The sequence below is a fragment of the Sporosarcina sp. FSL K6-5500 genome, assembly GCF_038005665.1.
Classification (GTDB): Bacteria; Bacillota; Bacilli; order Bacillales_A; family Planococcaceae; genus Sporosarcina; species Sporosarcina psychrophila.
Map to the genome: position 1 here is coordinate 574,078 of NZ_JBBOTP010000001.1, position 18,166 is coordinate 592,243.

At 39.6% G+C, this 18,166-nt stretch carries 15 protein-coding genes; 1 reads left to right on the top strand and 14 read right to left on the bottom strand.

The genetic code is table 11. From position 1 onward, the window contains the following. Nucleotides 1-190: 190 nt before the first annotated feature. Nucleotides 191-763, top strand: coding sequence for a hypothetical protein (locus tag MKX62_RS02635; protein WP_340740607.1), 573 nt, complete (start codon nt 191-193; stop codon nt 761-763). A 53-nt stretch (nt 764-816) separates the two neighbouring features. Here the strand turns inward: MKX62_RS02635 and MKX62_RS02640 are convergent, their stop codons facing one another. The 14 genes from MKX62_RS02640 to MKX62_RS02705 all read right to left on the bottom strand — a co-directional run bounded on the left by MKX62_RS02640 (nt 817) and on the right by MKX62_RS02705 (nt 18,137). Further along, nucleotides 817-1,128 (bottom strand): hypothetical protein, encoded by a 312-nt coding sequence (locus tag MKX62_RS02640; RefSeq protein WP_067212212.1) that lies wholly within the window; start codon nt 1,126-1,128, stop codon nt 817-819. Between the two features lie 112 nt (nt 1,129-1,240). After that, nucleotides 1,241-2,104: a 5-oxoprolinase subunit C family protein gene (locus MKX62_RS02645; protein WP_340740608.1), complete on the bottom strand. Its 864-nt coding sequence runs from the start codon at nt 2,102-2,104 to the stop codon at nt 1,241-1,243. Next, nucleotides 2,101-2,865 (bottom strand): LamB/YcsF family protein, encoded by a 765-nt coding sequence (locus MKX62_RS02650; protein WP_340740609.1) that lies wholly within the window; start codon nt 2,863-2,865, stop codon nt 2,101-2,103. The genes MKX62_RS02645 and MKX62_RS02650 overlap by 4 nt, the downstream gene beginning before the upstream one ends. Further along, nucleotides 2,865-3,614, bottom strand: coding sequence for a 5-oxoprolinase subunit PxpB (pxpB, locus tag MKX62_RS02655; RefSeq protein WP_340740610.1), 750 nt, complete (start codon nt 3,612-3,614; stop codon nt 2,865-2,867). Before pxpB ends, MKX62_RS02650 begins: the two co-directional genes overlap by 1 nt. After that, on the bottom strand, nt 3,604-4,218 hold the full coding sequence (gene pcp, locus MKX62_RS02660) for a pyroglutamyl-peptidase I (RefSeq protein ID WP_338655414.1): 615 nt from the start codon (nt 4,216-4,218) through the stop codon (nt 3,604-3,606). Before pcp ends, pxpB begins: the two co-directional genes overlap by 11 nt. A gap of 17 nt (nt 4,219-4,235) precedes the next feature. Next, nucleotides 4,236-7,097 carry a M14 family metallopeptidase gene (locus tag MKX62_RS02665; protein ID WP_338655413.1) on the bottom strand — a complete coding sequence of 954 codons (2,862 nt, stop codon included), beginning with the start codon at nt 7,095-7,097 and terminating at the stop codon, nt 4,236-4,238. Between the two features lie 11 nt (nt 7,098-7,108). After that, the gene (locus MKX62_RS02670; protein ID WP_187045653.1) at nt 7,109-8,011 is read right to left on the bottom strand and encodes an ABC transporter permease; all 903 of its coding nucleotides are present in this window, start codon (nt 8,009-8,011) and stop codon (nt 7,109-7,111) included. Next, a complete protein-coding gene (gene nikB / locus MKX62_RS02675; RefSeq protein WP_187045654.1) occupies nt 8,008-8,943 on the bottom strand; it encodes a nickel ABC transporter permease in 936 nt (311 codons plus the stop codon). The genes MKX62_RS02670 and nikB overlap by 4 nt, the downstream gene beginning before the upstream one ends. Before the next feature lie 90 nt (nt 8,944-9,033). Beyond that, the gene (locus MKX62_RS02680; protein WP_340740611.1) at nt 9,034-10,614 is read right to left on the bottom strand and encodes an ABC transporter substrate-binding protein; all 1,581 of its coding nucleotides are present in this window, start codon (nt 10,612-10,614) and stop codon (nt 9,034-9,036) included. Between the two features lie 15 nt (nt 10,615-10,629). Beyond that, a complete protein-coding gene (locus MKX62_RS02685) occupies nt 10,630-11,436 on the bottom strand; it encodes an IclR family transcriptional regulator (protein WP_338655411.1) in 807 nt (268 codons plus the stop codon). Continuing rightward, entirely contained in the window at nt 11,433-12,431 is a 999-nt protein-coding gene (locus MKX62_RS02690; RefSeq protein ID WP_338655410.1) for an ABC transporter ATP-binding protein, read from the bottom strand. The genes MKX62_RS02685 and MKX62_RS02690 overlap by 4 nt, the downstream gene beginning before the upstream one ends. Then, on the bottom strand, nt 12,428-13,417 hold the full coding sequence (locus MKX62_RS02695) for an ABC transporter ATP-binding protein (RefSeq protein ID WP_338655409.1): 990 nt from the start codon (nt 13,415-13,417) through the stop codon (nt 12,428-12,430). The genes MKX62_RS02690 and MKX62_RS02695 overlap by 4 nt, the downstream gene beginning before the upstream one ends. Nucleotides 13,418-14,268: 851 nt before the next feature. After that, on the bottom strand, nt 14,269-16,701 hold the full coding sequence (locus tag MKX62_RS02700; protein WP_338655408.1) for a glycogen/starch/alpha-glucan phosphorylase: 2,433 nt from the start codon (nt 16,699-16,701) through the stop codon (nt 14,269-14,271). 11 nt (nt 16,702-16,712) lie between these two features. Continuing rightward, entirely contained in the window at nt 16,713-18,137 is a 1,425-nt protein-coding gene (locus MKX62_RS02705; RefSeq protein ID WP_340740612.1) for a glycogen synthase, read from the bottom strand. Nucleotides 18,138-18,166: the final 29 nt, after the last annotated feature.

Genomic DNA, 18,166 nt, shown 5'->3' on the forward strand with positions numbered 1-18,166 from the left:
GTACAAATCCTTTAGTATGTTGAAAATGTATTATAGGATAGTAATAGCCTGATTTTATTATGAATACGACTACATGAGCTAAGATAAAGATTCCCTTAAAGTTCGCTTCGGGGCTTGGGGATGTCTTCGCTTTGTTTTCACTTGTAATATCTATGCTCAATATATATAGAAACAGAAAGGGGCGATAAGAGTGGCATCTGCGCTAAATAAAATATTTTGGGGGACACTCCTCGTTTTTCTAGATTTTCATATTAATCATTTCGATATATTTCCTGATTTCCTCGGTTATCTATTCATCTACCTAGGTTTAGCAGGATTAGTCTCCTATTCGATCCACTTTTCGAAAGCTAAACTTTATGTATTACTACTCGCAGTAGTGTCTGTTCCGTTAATCTACCAATTCGAAGAAACTTTTGTCGGACAGCCGCAATTGACGACAACTACTTTTCTGCTAATGGGCATGTTTACAGTCATCACGCTTATCCACTTGGGATTCGTCTATCACCTTATGCGCGGGCTACTAGAAATCACACAAGAAGTCTCATTCCAACCACTTGAGAAGAAAACGGACCATTTGTTGCGTTTCTATATCATTCTGACAGTCAGCTCGCAAATTATTCCACTTTTTATATTTATCTTACCCGAAGTGGCTTTGTTGCCAATCATACTCGTACTAGCGATTGTGTCCTTTATTGTCGAAATCATGTTACTTGTGTTGATTCGTCAATTTCGGTCAAAAAGCTTAGAACAAGACATGAATTGAAAAAATCCTGTAAGAAGTTATTTCACTTCTTACAGGATTTTTTATAGGGTTATTTAGTTGGATAATCTTTGTTCAATTTTGTTGGTTTGTCTTTTTAGACCTTCAACTTCTCTAAATAAAAGATCAACGTCAGCCTGGGTGCTATGATTTTTATCGCGTATATCTTTGCGGATTTCAGTAAAGTTCTCTGTTGTTAACGTAATACTGTGTCGAATTGTGGCTTTAATTTCTTCTTGCCCTTTTTCCACACTGTCGAATCGTTTATTAATACTGTCCAATTGTTTATCGACACCAGTAAATTTTTCATCCACATCACTTCTGAATTCCTTGAGTTCGACCATCAATTGTTTCAAAAGTTCTTCCATATATACAACACCTCATTTCGCTAGATAATAGTTCTTTTATTATACCACGTTTGAGGTTGGCCTTCCATTCCTTAAGACCTCCTACAACTAGTCTAAAGGCTTTCAAAATTGTCTACATTCGATATACAAATTGGACAGTTCCACCGTTTTTCAATTGGGCCACTTTCGGCAAATCAGCTTTCGCAACCGTACCGATTGTCGCATATCCTCCCGTCGTTTGAGCATCTGCCATTAGAATAATTGGCTGACCATTCGTCGGGACCTGCACAGTCCCAAACTGAGTCGCTTCGCTGACAATGTCTCCACTCTCAATAAACTCAAGTGGGGGCCCGTTGAAATAATACCCCATTCGATCTCCCCCGCGATACGTATAGCTGGAGTTTAGAAATGTATTCACACTCGATTTTTCAAATAGGTCCATATGCGGACTTTTGAACAATTCAATCGTAATGTCTTCAGTATAATTCGGGATTTTATCAACAAGTAAACCACGGTTCAAGCGCTTTTGTTTTAATGAATTCGCATAAAGGAGAGTTTCTTTTTTGACGGTCTCACCAATTAATCCCCTCGGATAACTGGAACTGCTACCCAAAATCTCCTTAACAGCATACCCACCATCCGGAATGATGTACGCAATCGCACCGCTAATCGGTTTAGTAAATGAAATCGTTTGCCCTTTCCAAATCTGAAACGTTTTCCAAAGTGGTGCTGGCGTTTCTCCGTCAATCATTGCACCTAAATCTGCTCCTGCAATGACAATTTTATGATCGGTTAATACCTCTATCATTAAGCCGCCTAAGAAAAGTTCTAGCGCATTTGTGCCTTCATCATTCCCAATAATATCTTGGCCTAACTGGAATGCCTCTCTATCCATTGGTCCAGCAACTGGCATACCGAAACGCCGGAAACCGAATCTACCTTGGTCCTGTATCGTAGCATAGACGCCAGATTTGACGACCCGAAATAACGGAATCATATCGCTTCTCCTAGTGCACTAACATGAACATTAACAGATGCCAACGCTTCACGAATTTGAAGGGCATGGGACGCCACACCCTGTCCATCGCCATGGAAACAAATTGTATCTGCTTGTAATGAAATCATTTCTCCAGTTATTGTTTGCACCTGCTTGTTTAACACAATATCCATCACTTGTTTTTCAATTTCTTCATATGTATGGAGGACAGCTTCCGGCAATAACCTGGAGCACAATGTACCTCCTGTCGTATACCTGCGATCTGCAAATGCTTCACCCGCCGTTTTTAGGCCGATTTTATTCCCAGCCTGCAATAACTCACTATTACAAAGCCCATATAAATACGCATTCGGTACAGCATCATAAACGGCTTCTGCAATTGCATCAGCAACAGTCCGGTTAATCGTAGCAGTATTATAAAGGGCACCATGCGGCTTCACATGGTTCAACGTAACACCTTGTATGTCGCAAAATTGTTTGAGTGCACCGATTTGATAGACAACTGCATTGTAAATTTCACGGGGGGACATCATCAGCTCTCTTCTTCCAAATCCCTGTAAATCAGGATATCCGGGATGTGCGCCAATTGAAACCTTTTGTCTAGCCGCTTGGTCTACCGTTTTCTGCATAACATTAAAGTCACCAGCATGAAATCCGCACGCAACATTGGCGGATGTTATCGAGATGAAAAGGGCTTCATCTTCCCCAATCTTAAATTGACCAAAACTTTCACCGACATCTGCATTTAGATCAATTCGCATTATAATCCCTCCTTTACAAACTGCATAATCATTTCAGGTGCACGCGCTAACTCTTCTTTCATCTCATTAAAGGTTTCAAGAGATATAGAACGAAATTTCAATTGATCACCTGCACGTATTAAAAACGGTTCAACACGTTTCAAACAGTATAGATCGAGTGGTGTCCGCCCAATTATATTCCAACCTCCAGGAGATTCTATCGGGTAAATACCTGTCTGCGTGCCTCCAATTCCAACGGTTCCTTTAGGTACGCTTAATCGTGGTTTTTCCAAACGTGGGACATGGAGTATCTCCGGCAATTCCCCGAGGTACGGAAATCCTGGTAAAAAACCAATCATATACACCTTATAGCTTGTGCCTGTATGTATGGCGATTACCTCTTCACGTGTCAGCCCTGTATGGTTGCAAATCCGCGGTATATCTTCACTAAACATGGTGTCATAACAGACTGGTATTTCAATGGTACGCGTGTTTACACTCAATATACTGTCAGTTCTGTTCACCCACTTTTTCAGTAATTGTTCAATGATTACACTAGGGTTCACAAGTTCTTTGCGAAAAAAAACAGTTACCGTTTTATTACTCGGTACGACCTCTTCAAGTAAATGATTCCTGTCACATTCAACAACCTGACAAAATTGCTGGATTGTGTGATAGATTTCTCGGCTTGTCTCCGGGCCAAAGTCGAAACGTATTGTTTGTTCGTTCATCACCATTGCACGGGGAATAATTTGCTTGTTAGGATTCATCAGCAGATAGCACTTCGATGCATACGGCGACGCCTTTTTTCAAATCTTCATGTGACCAGCTTGGAATTTTGCCATGTTCAATCGCCAATTCATGTGAAGCAGGTATATGAAGAAAACCCGATTTCAACGTTGGGCGTTGTGTTGCTGCATAATGCAGTCCTTCATACATGACGTTGTTGCATAGATATGTGCCTGCAGTATTTGAAACTTCAGCCGGCAGCCCTTCTTCTAGTAATCGATTAACCATTGCGCGAACTGGCAGTGTTGACATATATCCCGCTTCACCTTGCGCTTGAATTTGTTCATCAACAGGCGTATTACCATTATTATCAGGCTCGCCGTCTTTCACATTAATCGCAATCCGTTCAGGCGTCATTTTAAAACGGCCTCCCGCAAGCCCCAGTGAAATCACTGCATCTGGTTTTAGCGCTTCAATATGAGTAAGAAGTTGCTCGCCGGATGATTGGAAGTCTACCGTCAATACTTCACTGTGAATTTTGTAATTGCCGATCACTTTGCCATGCAGTTCTTCTACGATTTTCATCGTCGGATTAACAGTGAATTTTAAAAAGGGCTCAAACCCTGTAAGTAAAAGTGTTTTCATCATGATGACCTGCTTTCTTATAATTGGATAGGACGTTGACGACTCATTTTGAGACCTGCCCTTTCTATCTGCACCTGCGCTTGGAATAAGGTATCGATAATCGCCAAATCAAAAACTTTATGCGCATTGATACAGTCCAAAAGCGCTTCTCCATTGACGATTTCATCGGCTGCTTCTGAAATAATATCTGCCGCAACCCATTCAGGATAACGCATAATCCCAACAGATTTATACGTTGGTGTCACAGTTGTTTCTGTATAGAAATGGATTCCTTCCGCTTCTTCAATTGGGAAGATCTCAGGAAGCCACTGATTTCCATATTTAATAAAACGTTGTTGCCAATAGTCATTCTCCACTGCGATTTTGGTATCTTTTATAAATCCACTTACATTGCTAACGATTTTATCCAAATTCCTTTGGTGCAGTAAATGGTTTACCTCCGGAGAAGTGCGGCCAATGCCGTAAATCTTAGCGCTCGGGAGAAAATAGGATACTGGAAATCTAGGTGGACTATTGTAACCTGCAAAAGGTTGAACCCATTCATGTGCTGGTATTCCGTGATCATCAACGATAATGTCCGGTGCCCATTTCCGCATAATTTCGGGGTAAACATTCGCTTCACCAAACATTGTTTTTTGAAAACGAATATGCGCAAACTCCAAACCGACTGCATTATACCTTGCTGCGTGGTGCTTCCATTCGGGGTGTTCATACATTAACTCTTTAACCAGTTCATAACCATCCGGGTTAGCCAATGGTATTACAACAACATTCATTTCCTTATAAAGATCTTTAAATTGAAGATCCAAATTGTCTACTAATTCCAAGATGGCAGGTATACTCGAAATTTCATTCGCATGATGGCCTGCTTCTATAAATATTGTCTTTTTCATTAATGTCATTTTCAATGTGGATTCAAATACTTCACCTGTCGGCTCATAACACTCGATGACTGGAATGGCATGTCCATTATAAGAATGAGCCGGATAAACTACCTTGTAACTTTTTTGTTCTTTTAACCACATATTTACCTCTTCGTGAATATGTTTAGTCGGTAAATTAAATTGTTCAATTCGCTTGCAAATCACTTTGTTATCCACATTCATTGACGCTTGGTCAAAGGCACCATCAGCAGTAAATGTGACACTTGAAGTGGTTACATCTACGGTATGTTTATCATCCCATTGATAGATACGAATCCTCGCTTCCGGTTTCTCCCCTATGCGTACATGCATATAGGGATGGACGCCACCGGGTGCATTAAACGGTTTACCTTCTACTTCAATACCCATTTTCGCAAAATAGTCGAGCGTATTAAAATACAAATCCTCATGTAATGCTTCAAGTGATGAAATCCGTTCTTCATCAACCGGAAGTTTCTGTTCTTCTTCACTCATCCAGACGTCAAGTTCAATCCGATCAAATAACGGTCGTACATGCCCTTGTCCTTCATTGTAGAGTTCAACAGATTTTCGTAGTTTCGGTAAAATTTCTTCCGTATAATAGCGGTAAAATTGTGCCCGATCTGTTTCGATGATTTGTTCTTCAATTACCTCACCATGACGAATGATACGGACCGCACTTGTTGATGGATAAACAACATGTTCACCATCAACATAGTTCATTTTCGATACAGGTACTTGCAGCTTGCCAAGTAGTTTTTTCACGTTATTCTGTAACATACCGTACACGGCGTAAGTACCTTCTAATTCGCTATTTAAGCTAAATGTAACATCATCAGCACGGATAGCCGTTATTTCTTCGATATATCTATCAATCGGATAGATTTCTTGAATCCAACGTATTGGTAACTCCAAAGCTTGTGCACGCTCTTCTTTTTGTACTTCAATGACCAGTTCTCGGATGTCCTCAGTTAGTTCCGAAATCAGTTCTTCCTGTATCCAATGAAACCCCGTTTTAAATGACGATCTAACTCGGATTGAGTTCATTGCAGGATAATCCGACTTCAATTGTGCAGCCAGCTGTTCACGGATTTCACGCGGCTCAGATAGATACACTTCAACATCCGCATGCTCTAAGTTTGTTAAAGATTGCATTGCACGTATCACACGTTCAATTTCCCCTTCATCCGACCAACTTTCTTCTATTAATAATGGGGACTGTGGCTTGTCATCAATAACGTGTTGCTCCCAGTGACCAAATGCACCGCCCTCACTCCAATGGTTGCTTTCTGCCAATGTGCGAAGGGCATTCGGTACATCTGTTTTCGTACCCGCCAATCGAATTCGATTCTTTTCTTCCAACGTCAATACTGATTGCTCTCCGGATGCAACTGTAAACTGGATATGTGCCCCATCCTGTCCAGTTAAAGCGTGTTGGATTTCAGTGCTATGTAAAGCAGTTCTTGCCGCAAAATGACACAATTCTTTCAACAATAATGTTGTCATCATCTGCTCTTCTACTGTGATTTGTAAGCTAAGTGTCCTAGTTGGTGAGGCTTCTGTATGTTGACCAAAACCTGAGAAACTCCAGATGTCACTTATGCTTTCAACATCAGTATAAAAATGTTCGTTCTTTTTATCCGTTAAATCAAACTCACCAAATGCTAACTCTCGTAACAATGACGACAGTTCCTGTTCATTTTTAAAGGTTAAGACCAGTTTTCCATCCAAAAATGTAGCCGTTGTCGTTTCTTCTGAATGCTCAAATGACATCGTCACTTTCTGTCCAACTTCTTCAAAAAACGTAAATGACAGCGCTGTTGTTTCAAACCCCGCTCTTGCGCAAAAATCGATAAGTCCTTCTGGCAATAAGCCTTCGGGTAAATCAATGAACAAAGATATACCATCCACGACGCCGTCTCTATTTTTATCAACAAGCATGCCCTCTAGTGACCATAGTGCGGAAATCTGACTCATTTGCTCATCCCCTACATTTTCATATTCGGATCATACTTATCGCGAAGCCAATCTCCAAGTAAATTAAAGCCAAGCACTGTTAGCATAATTGCTATACCTGGAAATACGGATGTCCACCATGCCGATGTTATGTAGTTTCGGCTATCTGCAAGCATACCGCCCCATGACGGAATCGTTGGATCTACACCTAGACCAAGAAACGTAAGCGATGCCTCGAGTAAAATGAACTCTGCAATATACATTGTTCCCAGTACTAAGATAGAGGACATAACGTTCGGTAAAATATGTTTCCGTATTATTGTAAAGTTTGTTCCTCCAATTGCCTTTGCTGCATGAACGAATTCCTGCTCTTTCAACGAAATAACTTGACCCCTAATTAGTCGAGCAAAACCTACCCAATATGTTATTCCTAAAATAATAATAATCTTCCAAACGCCCGTCCCAAGAACACTCATAATTACAATAGCAAACAAAATGAATGGGAATGCGAGTTGAATATCTGCAACACGCATAATTAAATCATCCAACCATTTACCAAAGAATCCTGAAATTAGCCCCATTATTGTACCGATAACAAGGGATATTAAGACCCCAAAAAATCCAACCATCAATGAAATTCGTGCACCATAAATGATGCGGCTAAATAAATCCCGGCCAAGCTGATCAGCTCCAAGGAAAAACGTTGATTCTCCTGATGGATCGGCCCAAAATGGAGGATCTAATCGAGAGGTCAGACTTGCTTTAGACGGATCGAACGATACAATCCACGGAGCGAATAGTGCCGAACCGACCGCTAGAAACACTAGAATCATTCCAACAAAGCCAGCAGGGTTTTTCTTAACAAAACGGAAAAAACGTTGCAATATTGTTTTCTCTGGACGCGTTTCAACTTCTTCGATTTGCAACTTTGTCATGATTTACCACCTCTTCCAGCTTTAATCCGAGGGTCTATCAATGTATAACTTAAATCTACAATTAAATTAACAACAACCATGATAATCGCAAGGAAAATCACTCCACCTTGAATGACCGGATAATCTCGTTGATTGATGGCATCAATGATTAAACGTCCGATGCCTGGCCACGAAAATACTTGTTCAACAATAACCGTTCCACCAAGTAATGAACCGAACTGTAACCCTAAAAATGTAATTGTCGGCAATAAAGCATTCCGGAATCCGTGTTTGATAATGACGGACCATTCACTAATTCCTTTCGACCTCGCAGTTGACATATATTGCTGATTCATCACTTCCAACATTGATGATCGGATTAATCTAGCCAAAATACCCGATAAAATCATTCCGAGTGTAATTGACGGCAGGATAAGTGATGAAAGACCATCGAATCCTGAAGACGGCAACCATTTTAAATTTACAGCAAATATCAAAATCAACATTATCCCAAGCCAAAAGTTAGGGAAAGATATACCTATTAATGAAAATATTCTTCCAAAGAAATCAACAGGTGTTCCACGTTTAACAGCCGATATTATTCCTACTGGAAACGCAATCAAAACCGCAACAATTATTCCACCAAGTGCTAACACTAGTGTAGCCCCAAGCCTTTCAAAGATTAATCCTATAACCGGTGTGCCGCTTCGGAATGATTCACCAAAGTCCAATGTGACTATACCTTTAAGAAAAATACCATATTGCACGTACAATGGTTTATCCAATCCGAGTGCAGTTCTGACTTCGGCTATCGCTTCTTTAGATGGTTCACCTGCTGAAAACATGACGGACACAGGATCCCCGGTCAATCGTATTGAGAAAAATATAATAACGGAAATAGCTAAAACGACTAGAACTGTATGAAATAGCCTCCGGGTAAGGTATGCAATCATTTTCTTTCCTCCGTCCTCTTTAAAAGAAAGAGATAGTATGAGGACCATACTATCTCTATATGAATTGGTTATTGCCTAGCGGTAACCAGCTTATTTGACAGTAACTTCTTCAAGACGCATACGATCTTCATGCGGTGGTTGGAAGTTTTCCAAACGCTCGTTTACTGCATATAAATCTACTGCTTGATACAAGTTCACTTCAGGTGCTAAATCATACAAGAGTGTTGTCAATTCCATGAAAATTTTATGTCTCTCATCTTGGTCAACTGTTGCTCGCTGTGCAGCCAATAATTCTTCTACTTTTTCATCTTTAAAAGATGGGTTCCATTGTTCGCCTTCGTGGTACATTAAGTACGCTGTATTATCGAAGTCCAATGTCCAACCACCCCAGCCTTGGCGGTACATATGGCCTGCTTTACCGTTTGGAATTAAATCTGAAATTAATGTTGTATTATCTACACTGTTTATATTCATTTTCAATCCGACTTCTTCCAGATAAAATGCAACTGCCTGTGTGATTTCTTTAAAGTTTCCATCATTCCCAGGAATGAATACATCTAGTTCTGTTCCTTCAGCAACTCCAGCTGCTTTTAACATTTCTTTTGCTTTTTCAGGGTCATATGCATACGGTTTCAAATCTGGATTATTACCAAATGACAATTCACTTTGATACGTACTGATTGGAATACCATAGCCACCTAGAATTTCTTCAATAATTTCATCTTTGTTAATTGCGTAGTTAATCGCTTGTCTTACTTCTTTTTTATCAAGAGGTGCATTTGCTGTATCAAAACGTAAAGAGAATACAGTCGGTGTTCCAACTTCTTCAAGCTTTAAAAAGTTTGTGTCTTTCACTGTTTTTGTTTGCGCAACTTCAACACGTTTCATAATATCAATTTTTCCTGTTTGCAGTTCTGCAAGTCGTGTAGAAGCTTCAGGTATAATTTTGAAGGTTACTTTATCAAGTTTTGGAAGTCCTTCTTTCCAATAGTCTTCATTTTTCTCCAGAACTACTTCTTGATCACGCTTATAACCTGTCATTTTAAATGGACCTGTACCTACCGGTTTATCATTAAACTCTTCATCCGAAACTTCTGTCACATAACCTGGTGGTACAATGACTGCTCCATATCCGGCTAGTTTGGTAAGCAAAACTGGATCTGGGGAATTCAACTTCATTGTAATTGTGTATTCATCTTTTACTTCGACAGAGTCAATAGAGTTATAGTTTGAATACTGAGGCCCTTTTTGTCCCTCTTCACCCAGTAAACGATCGAACGTAAACTTCACTGCTTCTGCATTGAATGGTTCTCCATTATGAAACACAACGCCTTGACGTAATTTGAACTCTAGCGTACTGTCATCTAAGTATTCCCAGCTTTCTGCAAGTCCCGGTTGCAACTCCAAATCAAGATCCCTTTCTACTAGTCCTTCGAATACTGATATTGCAACAGTACTCCAGTCTAGCAAGAACGTATCGATAGGATCCCAACTTTGTGGATCGCTATTAATACCAACGACTATTTCATTTCCGCGATCAGCCGCGGGATTCTTCCCATTTGCTTCTTTCTTAGTTCCTTCTGTTTTGTCATTTCCGCCGCCTGAACAAGCTGCTAACACAAGCATTACTACCAATAACAATGAAACAACTAGATTTTTATTCTTCGTCATAATTTCTCCCCCATACTATGATTTTTTAAGTGCATTTCTATACGGATACAGATCGGTATAGCCTATTTTCTCCGATATATTTGCCGCTGCATCCCAAAGAGATTGTAAGAAGTGATTCGCGTTCTCTTTTGGCAGGGATACAGGAAACCCTGCAATACTGATTGAGTATTCTACCTCGCCATGACGATTAAATATTGGAACTGCAATCGAAACAGTTCCTTCTTCAAGCTCCGACAGACTATAAGCGTATCCTTCACTTCTAACTTGCTTAATCAAGGACCATACTTCTTCTGCCGACTTTGGAGTCTGGCTGGCATAATTCGTAAGAGGCATTGATAATATCGCGTCTATTTCTTCATCTGGCAAAAATGATAGTAATGTCCTCGTGCATGCTCCTGCATAAAGCGGGGCATGTCTGCCGACACGCGTGTACAATCTAACTGGCCGAGTGCTTTCCACTTTTTCAATGTAAACGCCATTATTATTTTCCCGTGTAATCAGTTGAACAGCCTCATTGAACTGCATTTGCAATTGCCGCATAAAAGGAAGTGCAATATTTCTTATTTCCAAACCGCTTGCCACACGTTCGCCTAGCTGTAGTAACTTCAAACCAAGCGAATAGCTGTCACCATCTATTATGGCGCCGTTCCTTTCAACAGGTGTCCGCTGTAAGAAACCTGCCTCTACCAATGTCCTCAAAAGTCTTAGTGCTGTTGGTTTCGGAATTTCTGTATAAGCTGAAATTTCATCTAACCGCCAGTAGGGATGATCTTCTGTAAATAAATCAAGCAATTGCAACCCTTTTTCCATCGTTTTACTCATACATGCTCTACCTCGGCAGTCTTGTATAAATGACAAGAAACTGAATGATTTTCATCCATAAGTTGAAGTTCCGGCTTCACCGTTTTACAGACCTCCATACAAGAAAAACATCTTGGATGGAATGTGCAGCCATTCGGTGGACTCGCTGGACTCGGAACATCCCCCCTTAAAATAATTCGTTCTTTTTTCTGAAGTGGGTGCGGACTAGGAAGCGCTGATAACAAAGCTTTTGAATAAGGATGCAGTGGATCGTCGTATAACTTATTCTTCTCTGAAACTTCCACCATCTTACCTAAATACATAACACCAATACGATCACAAAAATGCTTAATGACGCTTAAATCATGGGATATGAAAATATAAGTCAAGCCAAATTCTTTTTGTAAGTCTTTCATAAGATTCAATACTTGTGACTGGATAGAAACATCCAATGCGGAAACCGGTTCATCCGCTATAATGAGTTTTGGTTTTGAAATTAAAGCACGTGCAATTCCAATTCGTTGACGCTGACCACCCGAAAATTCATGCGGTAATCTTTTCAATTGTGCCTGTGATAACCCGACTTGGTCAGCAACTTCAAGCACGCGTCTATGCCTTTCTGCTTTATCCGTTATACCAAAATTGATTAACGGTTCTTCAATAATCTTATAGACACGCATTCTTGGATTTAATGATGCATACGGATCTTGAAAAACAATTTGGATATCTTTCCGCAACTTTCGCATTTCATCTTTATTAATATTCGTAATATCTTGTCCTTGGAAAAAAATTTTCCCTTCTGTCGGTTCCATCATTCGCATGATTGTTCGGCCAGCTGTACTCTTACCACAACCCGACTCACCAACAATTCCGAATGTTTCACCCTTCTTCACGTTGAATGTAATTCCATCTACCGCTTTTACATGTTGTGTCGTCGTGTTGCCAAATACTCCCCCTTTAATGGGGAAGTATTTCTTCAAGTTTTCAACTCGGAGTAGTTCTTCCCGTTCAATCATTTGGTCATCACCTCCAGTTTTGCTTCATCATATAACCAGCATCTCACTTTGTTTTTATTTTCAGTTTCAATTAGCGGTGGGCTTTGTGTACATCTTTCATGGACCATTGAGCAGCGTGGTGCAAAACGACACCCACTCGGCATACTACCTGGTGCAGGCACCATTCCTGGAATAGAAGATAGATATTCTTGTTGTTCATTAATATCAGGCAATGATGCAAGCAACCCTTTCGTATAGGGATGCTTCGGCTGATCAAATAAATCGACAATTTTTGCCTCTTCTATAATTTCTCCCGCATACATAACGATGACACGGTCACACATTTCAGCAACAACGCCCAAGTCATGTGTAATTAGCACAATTGACATATTCAACTGTTGCTGCAGTTTTTTCATCAGTTCCAAAATCTGTGCTTGAATCGTAACGTCCAATGCGGTCGTAGGTTCATCCGCAATTAAAATTTCCGGATTACAAGACATGGCAATCGCAATCATTACACGCTGACGCATCCCACCTGACAACTGGTGTGGATATTCATCCAGCACTTGTTCAGGTCTCGGTATTCCCACTAATTGCAACATTTCAAGCGCACGGGCTCTCGCTTGCTTTTTATCGATATTTTCGTGATTTAAAATCATTTCTATTATTTGCTTTCCGACTGTATAGACCGGATTCAAGGAACTCATCGGTTCTTGGAAAATCATCGATACTTTCTTCCCTCTAACTTTACGCCAGTCCTTTTTACTGAAGTCTTTAAAATGAAGATCATTCAAATGGATATCCCCACTTTGCCATTCAACTCCCGGTGGCAGCAATCCCATAAGTGAAAGCGCTGTCATACTTTTTCCACAACCTGATTCACCTACGATTCCAAGCGTCTCACCTTCATTCAATTGAAAACTAATTCCATTGACAATCGCAGTCTTTATTCCATCATCTTGAATACCAACTTGTAATTTATCTACTTCCATTAATGTTCGAACCATTAATACACCCCTCAATGGTTTCATTATTTGAAACGCAGTTTCATTTATCTGATTCTTAACATTGTAACTATAATTCCGCCACTTCGCAATAGTCTTTCAATATTTATTTATTCACATTTTCTGGATACGATTGTATACGGTCGGTTACCTCTTCACACAATAAAAAAAGCTGAACTCTTGTGAGTCAGCTTTTTTCACATCTGTTGATTAACCACTTTTATTGCATAAGTTACTTGTAAGGTAGGCGCAAAATTCTTCATTTGGACTAGTACGTTTTCTGCTCGCTTTCGGCTAAATTAATCACGACAGTTTTACTGAGGAGAAGAGGAGGGTTGCCTGTCGCGTATCTACAACGTTTAAGTGAAAACTGCAGTTGTTTAAAAATTAAGAATCGATTACTTTTCACAGAAGTTATAAGTGCCCGAAGATACAATTTCGGGCACGTTTGCATTTTCTACAATGCGTTCCTTACTTATCTTTCAGCAAAATCACACTTGTTATTACGTGATATCCTGTAGAAATTAACATTTCCTTAAAATAAAAAAGAAAAACCATAGAGAAGGAGTAAGCAGCCAAAATTGTATTTTTGACTGCCTTTATCCAACTAAGAAGCTAACTATTCTTTCATCCCAAAAAGCTTTAGAACTTCGTGTACTTATACCTTTGGAGAACGACGGATGAACGACCACCATGCGATTATCGAAAAACAAGATCTATGGGGATGCGACTGCGTCGCATCCCCATAGATCAAAATATCTCGGTAATCGGATAAGAGTCGTTCAATCCAAAGTGATCTAAAAGCAACTGTACACTGAACGCCTAGTGTTTGATAAGGTTTCTTTCCATTTGATTCAAACCTGTTTTTTCAACTTCCAGATCTCTGTCGCATAATCTTGGATTGTTCGGTCGCTGGAAAATTTTCCTGAGTGAGCGACATTCGTTACACTCTTATGGAGCCAGGATAATTTATCACGGTACGTTTGCTCCACTAGTTCATGAGTTTCAAGATAAGGTTCAAAATCTTTTAAGACAAAATAAGGATCATTTTGGGATAGAATATTGTAATAAATGTCTTTGAACTCAATTTCATGCGATCCAAATTCACCCTGATTTAATTGGTCTAAAATCCGGCTAATCCTGTCATCCGTATTGTAAATATCCGTAGCATTATAACCGCCATGTTGATGGTAATTCAATACTTCATCCGCTTTTAAACCGAAAATGAAAATATTTTCATTGCCAACAGCCTCTTTAATTTCAACATTTGCACCATCTAGTGTACCAATTGTTAAAGCGCCGTTCATCATCATTTTCATGTTGCCCGTACCTGATGCTTCCTTACTCGCAGTTGATATCTGTTCACTAACATCGGCTGCTGGTATAATTTTTTCAGCAAGGCTAACATTATAGTTTTCTAAAAAAACAACTTTTAGTTTACCCTGAATAGCCGCATCGTGGTTCACAATCGAGGCGACCTTATTAATAAGCTTGATTACTTCTTTCGCTAAATGGTAACTAGGTGCGGCCTTTGCTCCGAAAATAAATGTGCGAGGAATCATATCTAGATTTGGATTTTCTTTTAATTCATTGTATAAATAAATAATGTGGAAAATATTAAGTAACTGACGTTTATATTCATGAAGCCGTTTAATTTGTACATCAAAAATTGATTGATCATCCACTAAAATACCCGTGCGCTCATGAATGAGGTTCGCTAATATTTGCTTATTTTCATGCTTCACTTGATGAAATTTCTCTAAAAATGAAGCATCCTTCGAATATTTTAATAAGCTAATAAGCTGTTTGGGGCGTTGTATCCACTGTGGACCAATTGACTCTGTTATAAGTCCCGATAATTTAGGATTTGCTTGCAACAGCCAACGGCGATGGGTGATTCCGTTCGTCTTATTGTTAAAACGATCCGGGAATAGTTCATAAAAATTCTTCATTTCCTTTTCCTTTAAAATATCCGTATGAATTTGCGCGACACCATTCACACTGAAGCTCCCAACAATTGCGAGCCGTGCCATGTGGATTTGCTCATCAGCGATAATGGCTAGCTCCGGAATTTTCTCTCTAAGCTCCTGATGATCAAACCAGAGTCCTTTGCAAAAACGCTCGTTGATTTCATCAATAATCATATAAATACGCGGAAGTAGATGCTCCATCATGCCTTTCGGCCAGGTTTCAAGCGCTTCACTCAATGTTGTATGATTCGTGTAGGCAATTACTTTCGTCGTTACTTCCCAAGCACTGTCCCAACTGAAGTGCTCTTCATCCATAAGTATTCTCATTAGTTCAGGGATTGCTAAAGTTGGGTGCGTATCGTTCACTTGAATAACCACTTTTTCAGGTAAATACTTCAACGATTTTTGATGGTTCTTTTTAAAGTCCTTAATGATATTTTGTATACTGGAAGAAACAAGGAAATACTGTTGCTTTAAGCGCAACTCTTTTCCTTCATACTTCGAATCGTCAGGGTATAAATATCCTGAAATTTGTTCAATCGAATGCTTATGATCAAGATCATGGTAATAATGCATTCCTTCTTCTGATGAGCCGTCCCGATCTAGACCAACTGATTCTGCACTCCAAAGACGAAGTGTATTGATCACTTCATTTTTATAGCCAACAATAGGAATATCATAAGGTATCGCCATTACCTTATCTGTATTTTCATGTTTAAATTCAATATTTCCATCATTCCGCTGAAACATATGTACGTTTCCGTGATAATGAATGCAAATAGCTTCGTCTTCTTTTCGTGTTTCCCAAGCGTACTGATCCTTTAACCAATAATCCGGAAGCTCAACCTGGTTACCATGGATAATTCGCTGTTCGAATAAACCGTAGCGATATCGTATTCCGAAACCATGTCCAGGATATTTAAGTGAGGCTAATGAATCGAGAAAGCAAGCCGCTAATCTGCCTAACCCGCCATTCCCTAAACCAGCATCATGCTCTTGGGCATAGATGTTATCAGGGTCGAACCCTAACTGCTTCAGCGCCTCATTTGACTGTTCAAGCATCCCACAATTAAGCAGGTTACTTTCAATTAAACTACCCACTAAAAACTCCATCGATAAATAATAAACTTGTTTACAGCTTTTCTCGTTATATCTTTTTTTAGTCGATTGCCAATGCGGTAGGATCTCCTCATTGACAATTGAAGCAATCACATAATAAATTTCTTTATTGGTCGCATCTGCTACTTCTTTACTTTTGTCTGTTTGTAATTTGCTTATGATCCGCTCTTTAAACTCATCCACAGTTAGTTCAAGCAAGATTCTGCCCCCTATACACTTATTGTCGTTAACTGGTCATAAATGGTTGCATAATCTCGAGCTGAACTCTTCCAACTGAACTGACTTTTATTCACATTTTTCACCACTACCGGCCACTGAATAGGATCATGATAAATTCTTAAAGAATAGCGTAATGTAGCCAATAAATCATCAGCATTGTAATTTGTAAAACTAAATCCATTTCCTTCACCAGTTAGTTCGTTAAACGGTAGAACTGTATCCCTCAATCCCCCTGTCTCCCGCACAATTGGTACCGTTTTGTATTGTAAGGCAATGAGTTGGGCTAATCCACAAGGTTCAAACTTTGAAGGCATGACAAAGAAATCGGCACTTGCATATAATTGTCGCGCTACTCCTTCATCAAAAGCCAACAAGGTCACAAGTTTATTGGGATGACTCTCAGCGGCTTCCGCAAAATACGTTTCAAATTCTTCATCCCCGGTTCCTAAGATTATGAATTGAACATCTTCGTGGAGAAAATCATCTAAAATATGTTGAACAAGATGCAAGCCTTTTTGTTCAACAAGCCGAGTAATAATAATGTAGAGCGGCTTTTCAGCTATTATTGGCAATCCTAGTTTTTCTTGAAGTATAAGTTTATTCTCCTTCTTTTTAGCTCTTGAAGAACGGTAGTTAACTGCAATTGCCGGATCCGTTTGAGGATTATAATCTTTAGTATCAATACCATTAAGCACACCGATTAAATCAGCGGACCGTTCCAAAAGAAATGGGTGAAGTTCTTCACCATAGTAAGGATCTTTTATTTCTTCTCCATAACTCGGACTAACCGTTGTGATTTTATCTGCATGAAACAAGCCGCTTTTCAAACAGTTCAGCATTCCATTCCATTCAAAACCACCGATATGCTCCCGTGACATATCAAAGAAATCCTCAAATATGTCGATTGGCATCAGCCCTTGGTACTTAATATTATGAATTGTCATGACCGTTTTCATATCGAATATGGGCTGAATAATTTTAGCAAGAGCAACAGCCATACCCGCTTGCCAATCATGTGCGTGAAGTACGTCCGGTTTAAAATCTAGATGGGTTAATGCTTCAATAACAGCACGACTAAAAAACAAAAATCGTTCACCGTCATCGTAATACCCGTATACCCCTTTACGGGTGAAATAATACTCATTTGAAACGAAGTAATAAATGATATTGTTATATTCTAATGAATACATACTTGCTTCCGAATTACGCCAGCCAAGCGGTACATTAAAGCTCATGACATACTCCATTTTATCTCGCCATTTTAGCGGTATTTCATCATAAAGTGGAAGAATCACTCGCACCTCGACTCCTACATTCTCTTTCAATGCTTGTGGAAGTGACCCGATCACATCTGCTAATCCACCGGTTTTAATAAAAGGTGTGCATTCCGAAGCTACAAATAATACATTTCTCATATGAAATCTTCCCTTTCCAACCAACGATT

Coding starts and splice junctions, on each gene's coding strand:
- MKX62_RS02640 (WP_067212212.1), bottom strand. CDS start 1,128: ATGGAAGAACTTTTGAAACAATTGATGGTCGAACTCAAGGAATTCAGA.
- MKX62_RS02645 (WP_340740608.1), bottom strand. CDS start 2,104: ATGATTCCGTTATTTCGGGTCGTCAAATCTGGCGTCTATGCTACGATA.
- MKX62_RS02650 (WP_340740609.1), bottom strand. CDS start 2,865: ATGCGAATTGATCTAAATGCAGATGTCGGTGAAAGTTTTGGTCAATTT.
- pxpB (WP_340740610.1), bottom strand. CDS start 3,614: ATGAATCCTAACAAGCAAATTATTCCCCGTGCAATGGTGATGAACGAA.
- pcp (WP_338655414.1), bottom strand. CDS start 4,218: ATGAAAACACTTTTACTTACAGGGTTTGAGCCCTTTTTAAAATTCACT.
- MKX62_RS02665 (WP_338655413.1), bottom strand. CDS start 7,097: ATGAGTCAGATTTCCGCACTATGGTCACTAGAGGGCATGCTTGTTGAT.
- MKX62_RS02670 (WP_187045653.1), bottom strand. CDS start 8,011: ATGACAAAGTTGCAAATCGAAGAAGTTGAAACGCGTCCAGAGAAAACA.
- nikB (WP_187045654.1), bottom strand. CDS start 8,943: ATGATTGCATACCTTACCCGGAGGCTATTTCATACAGTTCTAGTCGTT.
- MKX62_RS02680 (WP_340740611.1), bottom strand. CDS start 10,614: ATGACGAAGAATAAAAATCTAGTTGTTTCATTGTTATTGGTAGTAATG.
- MKX62_RS02685 (WP_338655411.1), bottom strand. CDS start 11,436: ATGAGTAAAACGATGGAAAAAGGGTTGCAATTGCTTGATTTATTTACA.
- MKX62_RS02690 (WP_338655410.1), bottom strand. CDS start 12,431: ATGATTGAACGGGAAGAACTACTCCGAGTTGAAAACTTGAAGAAATAC.
- MKX62_RS02695 (WP_338655409.1), bottom strand. CDS start 13,417: ATGGTTCGAACATTAATGGAAGTAGATAAATTACAAGTTGGTATTCAA.
- MKX62_RS02705 (WP_340740612.1), bottom strand. CDS start 18,137: ATGAGAAATGTATTATTTGTAGCTTCGGAATGCACACCTTTTATTAAA.